The sequence below is a fragment of the Rhodovibrio sodomensis genome, assembly GCF_016583645.1.
Taxonomy (GTDB): domain Bacteria; phylum Pseudomonadota; class Alphaproteobacteria; order Kiloniellales; family Rhodovibrionaceae; genus Rhodovibrio; species Rhodovibrio sodomensis.
The window spans coordinates 1-13,968 of sequence record NZ_NRRL01000028.1; the positions used below are offsets into that span (position 1 = coordinate 1).

Here is a 13,968-nt window from a genome sequence, read left to right on the forward strand (position 1 = left end):
ATCCCGCGCCGGTCGATCATCTGGCATACTTACGATACCTCCCAGTGAACGGGAATCCCGCCCGCCCGAGTCAAACCGCCGCACCCAAAGACAGCCATACCGATTCTGTTATCGTTGGGCGTGTCCTTAGTTCATGACCTGGACCTTCGATCCGATCTGGTGGATCACCGCCGTCGAACTTCCGGCGCTGGCCGGGCTGTTCGTGCTGATCTGGCGCGCGCGGCGGGAGTCGCAGGACGCGCTCGACCGCGTCGCCAGCCGGCTGGACGTCACCGACAGCGGTACCCGCGACCAGTTGGCCGCCTTCAAGGTCGACGTCGCGACCAGCTACGCCTCGATCCCCGCGCTGCGGGAGAGCGAGGGGCGCCTGACCGCGCACCTGGTGCGCATCGAGAAGAAGCTCGACTGCCTCGGCTTCGGCCGGCCGGCGATCGGGGACCGGCCGTGACCGGCCCGCGGACGCCCGGCCCGACCCCCGGCGGGACGCCGGGTGCCGTGCGCCGCGCGCCGGCGGTGGCGCTGCGCCCCGCCGGCCGTCCGGCGCTGATCCCGCACGTCGACCGCCCCGCCAGCCAGGCGGAGCTGGCCGACTGGCTGGCGCGGCGTCTGCACGCCCGCCACCGCGGCGAGTTGGTGCGGGTGCTGGAAGCGCTCGCCGCCGTGCTGGTCGCGTGTTTGGGCCGGCGCGCCCACGGCGCCAACGCCGCCGGCCGCCGATCCCGACATCGCCGACCCGCACATGGCGGTATGCCGCCGGATCGTGCGGCGCGCGCTCGCCGGGGCGGCCGTGCCGGCGGAAGCGGCGGGCGCCACCCGCTATCACCACGCCGACGTGCTGCCCGGCTGGGCGCGCGGGCGGATGCCCAGCGGCACCTTGGGCGACTTCATCTTCTACCCGTGATCCCCGCTGATTCCGTCACCCAGGGGCGGCGTGCGCGGCCCCGCTCAGGAGAAACCCGATGATTCCAGCCCTGCTCGCCAGTGTCGGCATCCCGCTGCTCGGCAAGCTGGTCTCCAGCGGCCTGCGCGTGATCGACGACCCGACCGCCAAGGCCGCCGCCGACGCGCTCGACGATGTCGGCGGCAAGCTCGACCGCGGCGAGATCGACACCCAGCAGCTCGCCGCCGCCAACCGCCACGTCGAACGCATGGCCGAGATCGAGGCCCGGCGCGACACCCGCGTGCTGGCCCAGATCAACCGCACGATGCGCACCGAGGCGTCGAGCAGCGACCCCTACGTCCGGCGCTGGCGGCCGACCTTCGGCTACGCGGTCGCGCTCGCCTGGACCGCGCAGACCGGCGGCCTGACCTACGCCATCGTGATGACGCCGCAGTTCGCGGGCGAGCTGCTGGCCGCGACCACCCACCTGTCGGTGATCTGGGGCGTCGCGCTGTCGGTGCTCGGCATCAACGTCGCCAAACGCAGCCAGGACAAGCGCATCGCCGCCGGCCAGCCCCCCGACCCCGGCCTGCTCGACCGCCTGCTGGCCCCGCTGACGGGCGCGAAGGGGTAGCGGCGTGCCACCCGTTTCCATCCGCGGTCGGCTCCGCTAGGCTCCGGCCCGTCATGGCATCGGTGATCTTTCACGTCTGCCCCTGGGAAGCCTGGCGCGCGGCGCGGGCCGAGGGGGTTTACCGGGGCGGGCCGCTCGACCGGCGGGACGGCTTCATCCACTTCTCCACGCCGGGCACGCTGGCCGGCACGCTGGCGACGCACCTCGCCGGGCAGCCGGGCTTGTGCCTGCTGGAGGTCGCCGCGGACGCGCTGGGCGATGCGCTGGTGTGGGAGGAATCGCGCGATCGCACGCTGTTCCCCCATCTTTACGCCGCGCTCGACCCCGCCGTCGTGCGGTCGGTTCACGACCTGCCGCTCGACGCCGCGGGCCGGCACGTGCTTCCCGCGCACGCCCGGCCGGGTACCGCCGACCCGGGCGCGGCCCGGCCGGATGGCGCCGGCTGATGGCGCTCGCCGACCTGGGCGCGCCGCTGCTGCGCCGGCTGCCGCCGGAGCGCGCGCACGACCTCGCGATCGCCGCGCTGAAACGCGGGCTGGGGCCGAAGCTGGCGGGCGGCGATCCGGCGAGCCTGGCCGTGCGCGCGTTCGGCCGCGATCTCGCCAATCCGCTCGGGCTGGCCGCCGGCTTCGACAAGGACGCGGAGGCGGTTGCCGGCCTGCTCGATGTCGGCTTCGGGTTCGTCGAGGTCGGCACGGTCACGCCCCGGCCGCAGCCGGGCAATCCCAAGCCGCGGATCTTCCGGCTGCCGGCCGACCGGGCGATCGTCAACCGGTTGGGCTTCAACAGCGGCGGCCTGGACCGCGCCGACGCCCACCTGGGGCGCTACCGGCGCACCGGCGGGCGCGGGGTGGTCGGCGTCAACCTCGGCATCAACAAGACCAGCACCGATCCGCAGGCGGATTACGAGGCCGGCCTGCGCCGGCTGTCGCGCTACGCCGACTACCTCGCGATCAACGTCTCCTCCCCGAACACGCCCGGACTGCGCGCGCTGCAGGGCAAGGACACGCTGGCCCGGCTGCTGGGCCATCTGCAGGCGGTCCGCCGGGAGCTGATGGCGGACGCCCCGCCGGCGCTTCTGCTCAAGATCGCCCCGGATCTGAGCGCGCAGGACCGCGCCGACATCGCCGAGGTGGCGCTGGCGCTGGAGCTGGACGGCCTGATCGTCTCCAACACCACGATGGCCCGCCCGGACGGCCTGCAAAGCCCGGCCCGGGCGGAGACCGGCGGGCTGTCGGGCCGGCCGCTGTTCGAGCCGTCGACCGAGCTGTTGGCCGAGATGACCCGGCGGACCGAGGGGCGACTTTTGATGGTCGGCGTCGGCGGGGTCGCCAGCGGGGCCGACGCCTACGCCAAGATCCGCGCCGGGGCCAGCCTGGTGCAGCTGTATACCGCCCTGATCTACGACGGCCCGGCCGCGGTGGCGCGGATCAAGGCCGAGCTGGCCGGGCTGCTGGCGCGCGACGGTTTCGCCGATATCGCGCAAGCGCGCGGCCGGGACGTTGGCAGGACTTGAATTCCCGCCGCTTTGGGATGCAAACTTATCGCAGTCAAAACACGGGGCGGTTTGACCGCGACTGTAAAAAACCAGGCAGCACTTGCTCCGGATCAACCGGCCGGGCGCTAAGCAGTGCTAACGTAGCGAATGGTAAGGTCGCACATGCGCGCGGCGGCAGGCGCGTGACGCGGCGAATGCCATACGGAACAACGGGCACGGTATAACCATGAACCAACATAATCCGGCGACCACGGGCGCCTCGCCCAGCGAGGGAACGACGATCTCGCATGCAGCCAGCGTGCTGGCGAACGTGCTGGCGGAGCAGCCCAGCATGATCGACACGCTGTTCGATCACGGCGACGATCTCGACGTGCCGATGCTGGTGACCGGCAGCCGGCCGAACGGCAGCGGCTTCGACATCCTCTACTGCAACACCGCGTTCTGCGACATGTGCGGCTACACGCGCGACCACCTGGTCGGCCGCTCGCCCAGCATCCTGCAGGGGCCGGAGACCGACCGGCAGATGGCGCGCAACTTCGTCGAGCGGCTGCACAGCGACGGCCACGCCGGCACGGTCCTGCTGAACTACCGCGGCGACGGCACGCCGTATTTCGCCGAGATCATGGCCGTGTGCTCGCCGCGGCCGGCCGGGCTGACCGGCGCGGACGACGATCCCCAGGTCTACGTCGCGTTCGAGCGCTCCCTGGGCGACCTGGAGCGCGGCGAGGGGATCTCCGTCTCGCGGCCCTACCGGCTGGCGCTGCTGCTGGAATCGGTGATGCGCCGCTACCTGCAGCGCAACTACCACCGCGGCATGCACCCCGCGCAGTGGTCGGCGCTGCGCTACTTCAAGCTGGCGGCCAGCGACAAGCGTTCGCTCAGCGACTTCGCCAAGGCGCACCGCACCACCATGGGCACCGCGTCGACCACCGTGTCCACGCTGGTCGGCAAGGGCTATCTGGTGAAGCGCGGCTTCCGCGGCCCGATCGAGCTGACCGAGGCCGGCCAGCAGGTGCTGACCGACGATCCGCTGGACGAGGTGGTCGGCTCGTTCGCGCGCCTGGACGACGAGGGCGCGGCCTGGGCCGAGCGCGTCCTGCTCGACCTCGCCGAACGGCTCGCCGACGAGGAGGAAGCGCCGGAGAACGCCACCCGGCATTAGTCTTACTGCGTCATAAGCGTAACCGGTTTGGGGGCGCGGCGGGTAGGCATTGGTGGCAACTGGGGCATCGCGGGAGCAGTCGCGCGAGCGCCCGTTCAACGTGCCGGCGCAGGGGTGCGATGGAGGTTCGGACGTGGCGTTCCGGTCGCAGCGGGGGCGCGGTCGGGTCGTCCACTTTTGGGAAGTCCAGGCGTTTGGCGTCGCCCGGCGGGGGCAGGTCCTGAGGGGGGAAAAGCCGCCCGTTCGGCGACCAGGAATCCGTAGGCGGCGACGCACAGCGCCGCGTGGTGGTGAAAGCCGGGCCAGCCTCGGCCCTCGTAGTGGCCCAGGCCGAGTTCCTGTTTGAGCTCCTGATAGTCGCGCTCGATTCGCCAGCGCTCCTTGGCCTGGCGCACGAGGTCGGCGAGTGGGGTGGTCTCGGGCAGCGTGGACAGCCAGACGCCGCTGGGGTCGGTCTCCTCGGGGGGCCATTCGATCAGCAGCCAGTGCGGCGGCCGCGGGGTGGCCCGGCGATGGTCGCCCTGGGCCGGGCGCACGCGCACCGCGGCGAAGCGCCCCGCGAGCGGGCCGTTCGTGCCGTCGCGCCAGGCCACGGTTTGCCAGGCCTCGGCGGGCAGCGTCCGGGCGGGCCAGCGCCTCGGCGGCCAGCACCACCCCGGCGGGCACGCCCGCGGCCCGTGCCGCGGTGATCTGCCCCAGGGCGATCTGGGGCTTGGTGCGAAAGGCGACCCCGGCGGGCACCTTGGCCTTGGCGCGCCGCGGCAGGTCGTCGCTCCACGCCTTGGGCAGGTAGAGCTGCCGGGCGATCGGCAGCGAGGCCGCCTCGGCGGCCACCGACAGCGACACCGCCACCTGACAGTTCTCCTGCTTGCCCAGTTGGCCGCAGTCCTGCCGGGCCACGCCCACCGAATGGGTGCCCTTCTTGGGAAACGCGGTGTCGTCGACGATCCAGGCGCGCACCGGACCTGCCGCCGTCATCGCCGGCAGCACCGCCGCGCGCACCGCGTTCAGCAGGCCGCCGGCGTCCCAAGGGCGACTGGCCCACGAGGCGACTGGCCCACGAAGTGCAGCAGGGCCTGATGCTCCGGCGCCGTGCGATCCGGGCGCAACCGGGCCGCCATCGGCTCGACTGACTTGCGCGCGCCGGGCAGCAACAGCCGCGTGCAATAGCGCCGGAAGGGATCGACCCGATCCTGGTGGCCCAGACACTTCGCCACGCCCTCGACATAGCCTGCAAACCGCGCTGCCGTTCCCTCATCCCACCCCAGATCCCCCGTCGCCTCCCGCCCCTGGACCGAATCCTCAAACCCACCACAACATCTTGCGGGAAGCGCGGAAAAACGATCCGGATTTTGCGACTCAGCAAGACTAGCCCCTCCTCCCAGTGGAAGACGGGAATAAATATTTACTGCGCCGCCGCGGCTCGGGCGCTGTCCGGGAACGCGTCGGCCAGGCGGCGGGCGAGTTCGCGCAGTTGGCAGCGGTGCTCGATCCGGCTGCGCCAGGGGGCGGGAATTGCAGGCTCGCCCAGATAGGCGCCGGCGATGCTGCCGGCCATCGCGGCCAGCGTATCGCGGTCGCCGCCGTGCAGCGCCGCGGTGTCCAGGCACGCCTCGAAGTCGTCCGGCGTGGCGAGGAAGGCGTAGACCGCGAACGGCACGCTTTCCGGGGCCGAGACGCTGCGCCCGACCGCATCGGCGACCGCCTCGGCCTGCGCCCCCGCCTCCAGATAGTCGGTCACCGCCTGCATCTTGTGGCGCATCTCCTCGCTGCGGCAGCCGTCGGTCAGGTGCTGCGCGAGCGCGTGCGGGCGGATCCGCCGGCCCTCGATGGCCGCCTCGATCGCCTGGCCGACCGCGCGCGCGACCAAGAGGGCGGCGTCGCGTCCGACCGGATGGGCGTGCGTGACCGCGCTCGCGGTGTCGCAGGCGGCCGGCAAGCGCTCGGTGTCGCGGTAGGCCACCCCGAGCGGGGCGGCCCGCATCGCCGCGCCGTTGCCGAGCGATCCCTCGCCGCCGTACAGCTCGCGCGCAACCTCCTCGTACGCGCGGCCGGTCTCGGCCACCGTCTTGAAGATTGCGGGCGGGCCCGGTCCGTAGCCGCGCCAGGGCTCCAGTTGGAAGCCGCGGGCGAAGCGGTCGCCCAGCGCCTGGGCGTGGATCAGGCCGTCCTCAACAAGCGCGTTGGCCACCGCGATCGCCATCGCGGTGTCGTCGGTGTAGACCAGATGCTGGGCGCGCGCGACCGCGGCCTGCAGGCGATCCTTGCTGGCGTGGGTAAACGCGAGCTCGCCGATCGCATCGCCCACCGCGCAGCCGAGCAGCGCGCCGACCGCACGGTCGCGCAGGGTTTCGCTTGCCGCCAAGGCATCCTCCCCAACAAGATCGGGTGGCCTGGGACCTTGCTGGTCCGTGTTGTTCGCGACGTGCCCGTCGCCCACGGGCCCTGCTGGAATCGTGCGTGCGCGCGGACCGCCATGCAACCCGCTCGCCCCCCGAGGTGGGCGGGGGCGCGACCTTGACCCCCAGCGGGCCGTGTTCTACGCCGATCCGCGGGCCAGCGGCCCGGCCCGCGTTGTCCGTTCCCTCGCTGCCTTGATCGGGAGCCAGCTTGCCATGCGCACTTTCCGGGAGACCCTGCACACCGGCTACGAGCAGATGCTGCACCTCCAGGGCGACCCGCTGGTCGACCGGGAAAGCGCCTTTCAGCACATCCAGGTGTTCGACAGCGTCGCCAACGGCCGGGTGCTGGTGCTGGACGGCATCCTGCAGCTGACCGACCGGGACGAGAGCGCGTATTCGGAGATGCTGGTCCACCCGCCGGTGTTCGAGCACGGCGCGGTCAAGCGCGTGCTGATCGTGGGCGGCGGCGACGGCGCGGTCGCCGAGGAGGTGCTGAAGCACCCGGGCGTCGAGCGGGTCGACCTGGTCGACATCGACGCCGAGGTGGTGGATGTCGCCAAGGAGTTCTTCGGCCACGTCCACAAGGGCGCGTTCGACGACGAGCGCCTGACCTTCTACCCCGAGGACGCGTTCGAGTTCCTGGGCCGCACGGCGGAGGGGACCTACGACCTCGCGATCGCCGACCGCCCGGACCCGGTCGGCCCGGCGCAGAGCCTGTTCGCCAACGACTTCTACAGCCGCCTGCAAAGCGCGCTCGCAGGCCGCGGCGTCGGCGTGTTCCAGACCGGCTGCCCGTTCTACCAGGGCGACGAACTCACCGAGACGCACAAGCTGCTGCAGGGCGTGTTCCAGGACGCCGGCGTCTACGTCACGGTGGTGCCCACCTACACCGGCGGATTCATGGCGCTCACCTGGGGCGCCAACGGCCTCGACCTGGGAACGGCCGACGCCTCATCGCTGCGCCGCGCGGTCGAGGCGAGCGGCATCCAAACCGACTACTACAACGCCGACATGCACGCCGCCGCCTTCGCCCTGCCGGAGTGGATGAAACGGCTGCTGGGGTAGGCTGACGACCGACGAGCGTCGAGAACGCCCAGGTTTGCAGGCCGGTGTTTATTGGAGCGTGGTGTCGATGGCGTGGCGCAACTGCCGGATACAGCCTTCGGCGTCGTCTGTCTCGACGTTCGCGAAGCCGAGGACCAGGCCCCGTTCGCGGGGCGTATCGAGGTAATAGGCGGACACCGGCTGCAGGCCCAAGCCGCGGGCGCCAAGCCTGGTCGGCAACCGCCTGGTCGTCGATGTTCGGGTCCCGAAACCGGGCCAGGCTGTGTAGCCCTGCACCCCAGTCGTCCAAGTCGACGACGTCCGCACACACGCGCTCAGCGGACGCCAGGTAAAGCGGCTCCGACGTGTCGTCGGATCGCGGTCTCGACCTGTTCCGTGCCGACCCACGGCGGCGCGCGAGGACAGTGCGCCCCGGCGCGTCGCCCTCACTCCGCCGCTTGGCGGTCGCCCAGCGGGTAGTGGCAGGTGAAGGCGCGGCCGTGGTCGTCCTGGGTGACCGGCGGCGCCTCGTGGCGGCAGCGGTCGCCCACGTAGGGGCAGCGGGTGTGGAACTCGCAGCCGGTCGGGCGGTTCATCAGCGACGGCACTTCGCCCGAGATCTCCACCCGCGAGCTGGCCGCGTCCGGGTCCGGTTCCGGGTTCGCGGAGAGCAGCGCCTCGGTATAGGGGTGGCGCGGGTGGTGGAAGACCTGCTCCGTGGGCCCGTGCTCGACGAACCGGCCGAGATACATGATCGCCATGCGGTCGGTGATGTGACGCACCACGTTCAGGTTGTGGGTGATGATCAGGATCGACAGTCCCAGCTCGCGCTGCAGCCGGGCCAGCAGGTTCAACACCTCGCCCTGGACCGAGACGTCGAGGCCGGCGGTCGGCTCGTCGGCGATGATCAGCTTGGGGTCCATGGCGAGCGCGCGCGCCACGCCCACCCGCCGGGCCTGACCGCCGGAGAGCTGGTGCGGGAAGCGCCGGCCGAAGTCCGCGCTCAGGCCCACCATCTCCAGCAGGCGCTTGGCCTCCTGGTCCAGCTCCCGGTCGCCCGCGCCGTGGATGCGGAACGGCTCGGTCACCAGGGAGCGGATGGTCAGGCGCGGCGACAGCGAGCCGACCGGGTCCTGGAACATCATCGCCAGGTCCCGGCGGACCCTGTTGAACTGCCGGTTGGGCAGGCCGACCAGCTGCTGGCCGTCGAAGGTCACGCTGCCGCTGGCCGCGGGCACCAGGCCCATGACCGCGCGCGCGATGGTCGACTTACCGGAGCCGGATTCGCCGACCAAGCCCAGCGTCTCGCCCTCGGCGATTCCAAAGTCGACCCCGCAGACGGCGTCGATGAACGGGTCCTTCATGCCGGTCATCAGCGCCTTGACCGGGCTCGCCACCCGGAAGCGCACGCGCAGGTCCCGAACGGTCAGCAGATCGCTCATGCCTTCGCCTCCGCGCGGGTTGCCGCCTTGCCGGGTTCGCGCAGATGGCACTTGGCGCGGTGGCGCTCGTTGCTCACCGGGTGCACGCCCGGCACTTCCGCCTCGCAGCGGTCGTGCACTTCGCGGCAGCGGCTCTTGAAGATGCAGCCGTGGGGCACGCTGACGAGGTTCGGCACTTCCCCCGGAATGGTCGGCAGCTCGCGCGTCTTCTGCTTGATCCGGCCGGGATCGCAGGCGAGCAGGGCCTGGGTGTAGGGGTGACCCGGGTTGCGGAAGATATCGCGCACCGGGCCGCTCTCCACGACCTCGCCCGCGTACATCACGACGACGTCGTCGCACAGCTCCGCGACCGTGCCCAGGTGGTGGGAGACGAACATCACCGAGCAGCCCATCTCCGCCTGCAGGCGCTTCAACAGGTTGACGATCTGCACCTCCAGCGTGGCGTCGAGCGCGGTCGTCGGCTCGTCCGCCAGGACCAGCGCCGGCTCGACCAAGAGCGCCATGGCGATGCAGATGCGCTGGCGCATGCCGCCGGAGAACTGGTGCGGGTAGGCCTTTAGCCGGTTCGCCGGGTCCGGGATGCCGACGGTATCCAGCATCGCGATCGCCCGGCGGCGCTTCTCCTGCTCGTCGGCCGGCTCGCGGTACTGGATGTCCAGCATCTGCGCCTCGATCGTGCGCACCGGATTGAGCGCGGTCATCGGGTCCTGGAAGATCATCGACATGCGCCGGCCGCGCAGGTCGCGCATCTTGCGCTCCGACAGGGCCATCAGGTCCTGGCCCTCGAATTCCACGCTGCCGCCGACGACTTCCGCGTTGGCCGCCAGCAGCCGGATGATCGCGGAGGCGAGGGTGGACTTGCCGCAGCCGCTTTCGCCCACGATCCCGACGATCCGGCCCTTCGGGACCTCCAGCGAGACGTCGCGCAGGGCGTGCACGCGGCCCTTCGGACTGCCGAAGTCGAGCGACAGGTTGCGCACGGAGAGCAGCGGCGGCTCGGCGCCGGCGGACCCGGTCGCCGGGCCGCCGGACGTGGGTCTGGCGTTCGCCATGGCTACAGGTCCTTGCGCAGCTTGGGGTCGAAGATGTCGCGCAGCGCCTCGCCCAGGAAGGTGAAGCCGAGCGTGGTGATCACGATCGGGATGCCGCCGGCGATCACCGGCCAGGGGGAGTTGCGGATGTAGCTGTAGCCGTCGTTCAGGATCGTGCCCCAGGACGGGGTGGGTGGGCGCACGCCCATGCCCAGGAACGACAGACCCGCTTCCGTCGTGATCACCAGCGGCACGTCCATCGAGGCGAGGATCAGCAGCGGCCCGATCACATTGGGCAGCACGTGCACCCCCAGGATGCGCGGCGTGCCGGCGCCCATGGCGCGCTCGGCGACGATGAACTCGTTGTTCTTCATCGCCTGCGTCTGGGTGCGCACGATCCGCGCGTAGATCGGGATCGAGGTCACCGCGACGACGAAGATCACCGTCCACAGGCTGGGGCCCAGCAGGGTCACGGTCGCCAGCCCGAAGATGATCACCGGGAAGGCGCGGACGCCGTCGAACAGCAGCAGGAAGCCGTTGTCGAGCCACTGCGGCCCGAACCCGGCGGTCAGGCCCAGCAGCAGCCCGAAGCTGAGCGCCGCGCCGAGCGAGGCGAGCGCCACCAGAAAGGCGACCTGGCCGCCCGCGATCACGCGCGACAGGGTGTCCCGGCCCAGGTGGTCGGTACCCAGCAAGTGGTCCCAGGACGGCGGCGCCATGCGCGGGCCGACCATGATCTGGGTCGGGTCGTAGGGCACGATCAGGTCGGCGAAGATCGCGCTGCCGACCATGATCACGACCAGCACCAGGCCTAGCATGCCCAACTGGTCGCGGCGCAGCAGACGCCATGTCTGCAGCAGCGCGCCGGCGCCGCGTACCGTGTCGGCTTCGGCGCGGCTCTCTTCGGCCGCGGTGGTATCGCTGGTACGCATGGCCTCAGCCCTCCCGTGCGCGCGGATCGAGCAGCGCGTTGATCAGGTCGGCCAGCGTGGTCGCGGCGACGAACAGGGTCGTCGTGACCACCACGCAGCCCATCACCACCGGGTAGTTTCGGCTGTCGACCGCATCCACGATCAGCGCCCCGATCCCCGGGCGGGCGAACACCACCTCCGCGAACACCGCGCCCGACAGCAGGTAGGCCACGCCCACCCCCATCAGCGTGATCGTCGGCAGCACCGCGATCGGCAGGGCGTAGCGGAACACGATCCGCTTCTCCGGGAGGCCGAAGGCGCGCGCCATGCGCACGTGGTTCTCGCCCAGCACCTCCAGCATCGAGGCGCGCACCACCCGGGCCAGATAGCCGACCCACGACACGCCGACGGCGAAGGCCGGCAGGATCAGGTGGGTGAGCGTATCGAGCAAGCCGCCCGCGCCCGCGCCGATCGCGGGCAGCACCTTCAGCCAGACCGCGAAGATCAACAGCGCGTAGATCGCCATCACGAAAGAGGGGATCGCGATCGTGCTGACCGAGAGCACGCCCGTCACCTTGTCGACGATGGTGTTGCGCCGGATCGCCGAATAGCAGCCGAGCGGAATGCCGATCAGCGCCGCCCAGCCGATCGACGTGGCGATCAGCGTGACCGTGAACGGCACCTTCTCGAAGACGATTTGCCCGACCTCCCGGCCGGTGAAGACGTCGGTGCCCAGATCGCCGCGCAGCAGGTCGCCGAAGAAGCCCAGGATCTGGATCGGCAGCGGCTCGTCCAGGCCCATCTTCGCGCGCAGCTCGGCCTTCAATTCCGGCGTGGCGCGCGGGCCCAGCATGATCGATGCTGGGTCGCCCGGCACGGCGTGGATCATCACGTAGAGCAGCGTCACCGCCACCGCGACGATCGCCAGCGCCAGAAACAGACGTCTCGTGAAGTAGATCCACACGGTTCGCACGCTCGCTGCTGTGGAGGGGGCTGTGAGGGTCGGCAGGTCGCGCGACCCATCCCCTCTCCCTTGAGGGGAGAGGGAGGGGCCCGCCGGCCGCAGGCCGGTGGGAGGGTGAGGGTGGGACTCCCCGGCGTCACGGCGAGGAGTCTCACCCTCACCTGTCCTCTCCCCTCAAGGGAGAGGGACCCTCCGAAGCGGCCGTTGCCGGCGCGGACGGCCGGGACGGTCGCCTGCGTCTACGCCTTGTTCGCGTAGCGGTACAGCGGGCGACCGTCCGGGCGCGTGGCCGGTTCGACGATCGTGTTCCGGTACATGATCGGGCTGCCCTCGTGGGTCAGGAAGCGGTAGGCGCCGGACTCCTCCATGATGTCTTGCATTTCGCGGTACATACGGTCGCGCTTCTCGGGGTCGGTCTCGCTGACCGCCTTGTTGTGAAGTTTGTCGTATTTTTCGTTGCAGAAGCGCTCCCAGTTCCACACGCCGACCTGCTCGCAGGTAAACCACTGCGTGGCGTAGTACGGGTCCGGGACCATGGAGAAACGGTTGATGATCAGCTGCAGATCCTTCCAGCGGTCGCCCTCGCTCTCCATGCCGAGGGTCCAGAACGACCCGGAATCCTGCACGTTGATCTGCAGGGTGATGCCGACCTGGGCCAGTTGGGCCTGCGCGATTTCCGCGATCGTCTTCCACTTGGAGGCGTTCAGGGTGTCGACCGTGACCTCCAGGCCTTCGGCCCCAGCTTCGGCCAGCAGTTGCTTCGCCTTCGCCTGGTTGCCCTCGGGCGGCACGATGGTCCGCTCCCGGTGGCCGATCAGGCCGGGCGCGACGATGCCGTTGGCGACCTCGGCCTGGCCGAAATAAGCGGCCTGCAGGATCTGCGGGACGTTGATGGCGTACTGGATCGCCTGACGGACCCGCTTGTCCTTCAGCTTGGGATGGTCCGTGTTCATCCCGATCCAGACGTAATACAGCGACGGGTGCTCGCGGATCGTGGTGTTGTCCGGCTTGTCCTGCTTGTAGCGGTTCAGCGAGGCCAGGCTGATCCCGGTGTAGTCGATGTCGCCGGCCTCGTAGGCGATCTCCGCGGTCTTTTCGTCGTCCATCGGGAAGATGCGGATCTCGTCGAAGGCGACCTCGTCCGGACCGGTATAATCCGGATTGCGGGTCAGCTTGACGTACTGGTCGGGCTTCCATTCGGCCAGGACATAGGGGCCGGAGAAGCACGGCGGCTCCATGCCGAAGTTGCCGCCGTTCTTCGTCGCCTCCATGACGGCTTTCTTGGAGACGATGTGGCCGCAGCCGTAGGGCAGGGTGATGTTCCATAGCGGCTGGAACGGCTCGTTGAGCACGATCACGCCGGTGTACTTATCTTCCACGTCGACGCGCTCCAGGGGCCCCCAGTCGCCCTTCACCGGGCTGTCGTGCTGGATGATCCGCTCGAAGGAGAACTTCACGTCCTCCGCCGTCATCTCGCCGTAGCCGCCGGTGAACATCATTCCTTCGCGCAGCTTGAAGCGGATGTGCGTGGAATCCACCTGCTCGATGCTCTCCGCGGCCTGCAGTTCCCAGTCCCACTCGCGCCCGGGCTTGTAGTGGATCAGCTTGGAGTAGATGCAGTTCATCACATCGACGTTGTAGGCGTTCTGATAGAAGCCCGGGTCCAGCGCGTCGATGTCGGCGTAGGCGCGGGCGCGCAGGGTCCCGCCCTTGGCCCCTTGGGCGAAGGCGTGGCGGGTGATCGGCATGTTCGCCAGCATCGCGCCGGCGCCGACGGCGGCCGTGCCCTTGAGGAAGCCGCGGCGGTCGAGCGCGGCCTTGGGCAAGCGGATGTCTTGATCGGTCATAGCTGTTTGAGCCTCCCGAGTGGTCTGGTGCCGGGGCGGTAGATGTCCCGCAGGGTCGCCCGGTTCGCGCGGCCGGGCGGACCGCCGATGCTATGTCGTGTGTGCACGGACGGGAACTGTGAACGCATGGCCGTGCGGCGTGCAATTTCGCAG

The 13,968-nt window shown here is 70.4% G+C and carries 16 protein-coding genes and 1 pseudogene; 7 read left to right on the forward strand and 10 right to left on the reverse strand.

The annotated features are described in order from the left end of the window. Positions 1 to 133 precede the first annotated feature (133 nt). The 6 genes from CKO28_RS11790 to CKO28_RS11815 all read left to right on the forward strand — a co-directional run bounded on the left by CKO28_RS11790 (position 134) and on the right by CKO28_RS11815 (position 4,174). Entirely contained in the window at positions 134 to 448 is a 315-nt protein-coding gene (locus CKO28_RS11790) for a hypothetical protein (RefSeq protein WP_200340980.1), read from the forward strand. Between the two features lie 291 nt (positions 449 to 739). After that, on the forward strand, positions 740 to 901 hold the full coding sequence (locus tag CKO28_RS11795; RefSeq protein WP_200340981.1) for a hypothetical protein: 162 nt from the start codon (positions 740 to 742) through the stop codon (positions 899 to 901). A gap of 58 nt (positions 902 to 959) precedes the next feature. Beyond that, positions 960 to 1,514, forward strand: a complete 555-nt coding sequence (locus CKO28_RS11800; protein WP_200340982.1) for a 3TM-type holin — start codon at positions 960 to 962, stop codon at positions 1,512 to 1,514. A gap of 53 nt (positions 1,515 to 1,567) precedes the next feature. After that, positions 1,568 to 1,960 (forward strand): DUF952 domain-containing protein, encoded by a 393-nt coding sequence (locus tag CKO28_RS11805; RefSeq protein ID WP_200340983.1) that lies wholly within the window; start codon positions 1,568 to 1,570, stop codon positions 1,958 to 1,960. Continuing rightward, entirely contained in the window at positions 1,960 to 3,030 is a 1,071-nt protein-coding gene (locus tag CKO28_RS11810) for a quinone-dependent dihydroorotate dehydrogenase (RefSeq protein WP_200340984.1), read from the forward strand. The genes CKO28_RS11805 and CKO28_RS11810 overlap by 1 nt, the downstream gene beginning before the upstream one ends. A gap of 208 nt (positions 3,031 to 3,238) precedes the next feature. After that, positions 3,239 to 4,174: a MarR family winged helix-turn-helix transcriptional regulator gene (locus tag CKO28_RS11815; RefSeq protein ID WP_200340985.1), complete on the forward strand. Its 936-nt coding sequence runs from the start codon at positions 3,239 to 3,241 to the stop codon at positions 4,172 to 4,174. Positions 4,175 to 4,269: 95 nt separating this feature from the next. Here the strand turns inward: CKO28_RS11815 and CKO28_RS29285 are convergent, their stop codons facing one another. The 4 genes and pseudogenes from CKO28_RS29285 to CKO28_RS11825 form a co-directional block, all read right to left on the reverse strand. Then, entirely contained in the window at positions 4,270 to 4,767 is a 498-nt protein-coding gene (locus CKO28_RS29285; RefSeq protein ID WP_367575740.1) for a hypothetical protein, read from the reverse strand. Beyond that, a pseudogene (locus tag CKO28_RS29290) lies at positions 4,664 to 5,152 on the reverse strand (IS701 family transposase); the annotation flags it as partial. The gene CKO28_RS29285 and the pseudogene CKO28_RS29290, both read right to left, overlap by 104 nt. Positions 5,153 to 5,181: 29 nt before the next feature. Further along, positions 5,182 to 5,391: a transposase gene (locus CKO28_RS29295; RefSeq protein ID WP_367575741.1), complete on the reverse strand. Its 210-nt coding sequence runs from the start codon at positions 5,389 to 5,391 to the stop codon at positions 5,182 to 5,184. A gap of 188 nt (positions 5,392 to 5,579) precedes the next feature. Further along, complete coding sequence (locus tag CKO28_RS11825; RefSeq protein WP_200340986.1) at positions 5,580 to 6,539, reverse strand: ADP-ribosylglycohydrolase family protein; 960 nt, start codon at positions 6,537 to 6,539, stop codon at positions 5,580 to 5,582. A gap of 250 nt (positions 6,540 to 6,789) precedes the next feature. Here CKO28_RS11825 and speE point away from each other — a divergent pair, with 250 nt between their 5' ends. After that, complete coding sequence (speE, locus tag CKO28_RS11830; RefSeq protein WP_200340987.1) at positions 6,790 to 7,641, forward strand: polyamine aminopropyltransferase; 852 nt, start codon at positions 6,790 to 6,792, stop codon at positions 7,639 to 7,641. Between the two features lie 48 nt (positions 7,642 to 7,689). Here speE and CKO28_RS11835 read toward each other — a convergent pair whose 3' ends face one another. From CKO28_RS11835 to CKO28_RS11860, 6 genes are all read right to left on the reverse strand, one after another. Then, positions 7,690 to 7,860, reverse strand: coding sequence for a hypothetical protein (locus CKO28_RS11835; protein ID WP_200340988.1), 171 nt, complete (start codon positions 7,858 to 7,860; stop codon positions 7,690 to 7,692). A 206-nt stretch (positions 7,861 to 8,066) separates the two neighbouring features. Next, a complete protein-coding gene (locus tag CKO28_RS11840; protein WP_200340989.1) occupies positions 8,067 to 9,062 on the reverse strand; it encodes an ABC transporter ATP-binding protein in 996 nt (331 codons plus the stop codon). Beyond that, positions 9,059 to 10,114: an ABC transporter ATP-binding protein gene (locus tag CKO28_RS11845; protein WP_200340990.1), complete on the reverse strand. Its 1,056-nt coding sequence runs from the start codon at positions 10,112 to 10,114 to the stop codon at positions 9,059 to 9,061. Before CKO28_RS11845 ends, CKO28_RS11840 begins: the two co-directional genes overlap by 4 nt. A gap of 2 nt (positions 10,115 to 10,116) precedes the next feature. After that, the gene (locus CKO28_RS11850) at positions 10,117 to 11,025 is read right to left on the reverse strand and encodes an ABC transporter permease (RefSeq protein WP_200340991.1); all 909 of its coding nucleotides are present in this window, start codon (positions 11,023 to 11,025) and stop codon (positions 10,117 to 10,119) included. Positions 11,026 to 11,029: 4 nt separating this feature from the next. Then, positions 11,030 to 11,968 (reverse strand): ABC transporter permease, encoded by a 939-nt coding sequence (locus CKO28_RS11855; protein ID WP_338050115.1) that lies wholly within the window; start codon positions 11,966 to 11,968, stop codon positions 11,030 to 11,032. A gap of 239 nt (positions 11,969 to 12,207) precedes the next feature. Next, entirely contained in the window at positions 12,208 to 13,815 is a 1,608-nt protein-coding gene (locus CKO28_RS11860) for an ABC transporter substrate-binding protein (RefSeq protein ID WP_200340992.1), read from the reverse strand. Positions 13,816 to 13,968 lie beyond the last annotated feature (153 nt).

Bases quoted from the DNA above. Each gene is read 5' to 3' on its own strand.
- CKO28_RS11790 (WP_200340980.1), top strand. From the start codon at position 134: ATGACCTGGACCTTCGATCCGATCTGGTGGATCACCGCCGTCGAACTT.
- CKO28_RS11795 (WP_200340981.1), top strand. From the start codon at position 740: ATGGCGGTATGCCGCCGGATCGTGCGGCGCGCGCTCGCCGGGGCGGCC.
- CKO28_RS11800 (WP_200340982.1), top strand. From the start codon at position 960: ATGATTCCAGCCCTGCTCGCCAGTGTCGGCATCCCGCTGCTCGGCAAG.
- CKO28_RS11805 (WP_200340983.1), top strand. From the start codon at position 1,568: ATGGCATCGGTGATCTTTCACGTCTGCCCCTGGGAAGCCTGGCGCGCG.
- CKO28_RS11810 (WP_200340984.1), top strand. From the start codon at position 1,960: ATGGCGCTCGCCGACCTGGGCGCGCCGCTGCTGCGCCGGCTGCCGCCG.
- CKO28_RS11815 (WP_200340985.1), top strand. From the start codon at position 3,239: ATGAACCAACATAATCCGGCGACCACGGGCGCCTCGCCCAGCGAGGGA.
- speE (WP_200340987.1), top strand. From the start codon at position 6,790: ATGCGCACTTTCCGGGAGACCCTGCACACCGGCTACGAGCAGATGCTG.
- CKO28_RS11840 (WP_200340989.1), bottom strand. From the start codon at position 9,062: ATGAGCGATCTGCTGACCGTTCGGGACCTGCGCGTGCGCTTCCGGGTG.
- CKO28_RS11845 (WP_200340990.1), bottom strand. From the start codon at position 10,114: ATGGCGAACGCCAGACCCACGTCCGGCGGCCCGGCGACCGGGTCCGCC.
- CKO28_RS11850 (WP_200340991.1), bottom strand. From the start codon at position 11,025: ATGCGTACCAGCGATACCACCGCGGCCGAAGAGAGCCGCGCCGAAGCC.
- CKO28_RS11860 (WP_200340992.1), bottom strand. From the start codon at position 13,815: ATGACCGATCAAGACATCCGCTTGCCCAAGGCCGCGCTCGACCGCCGC.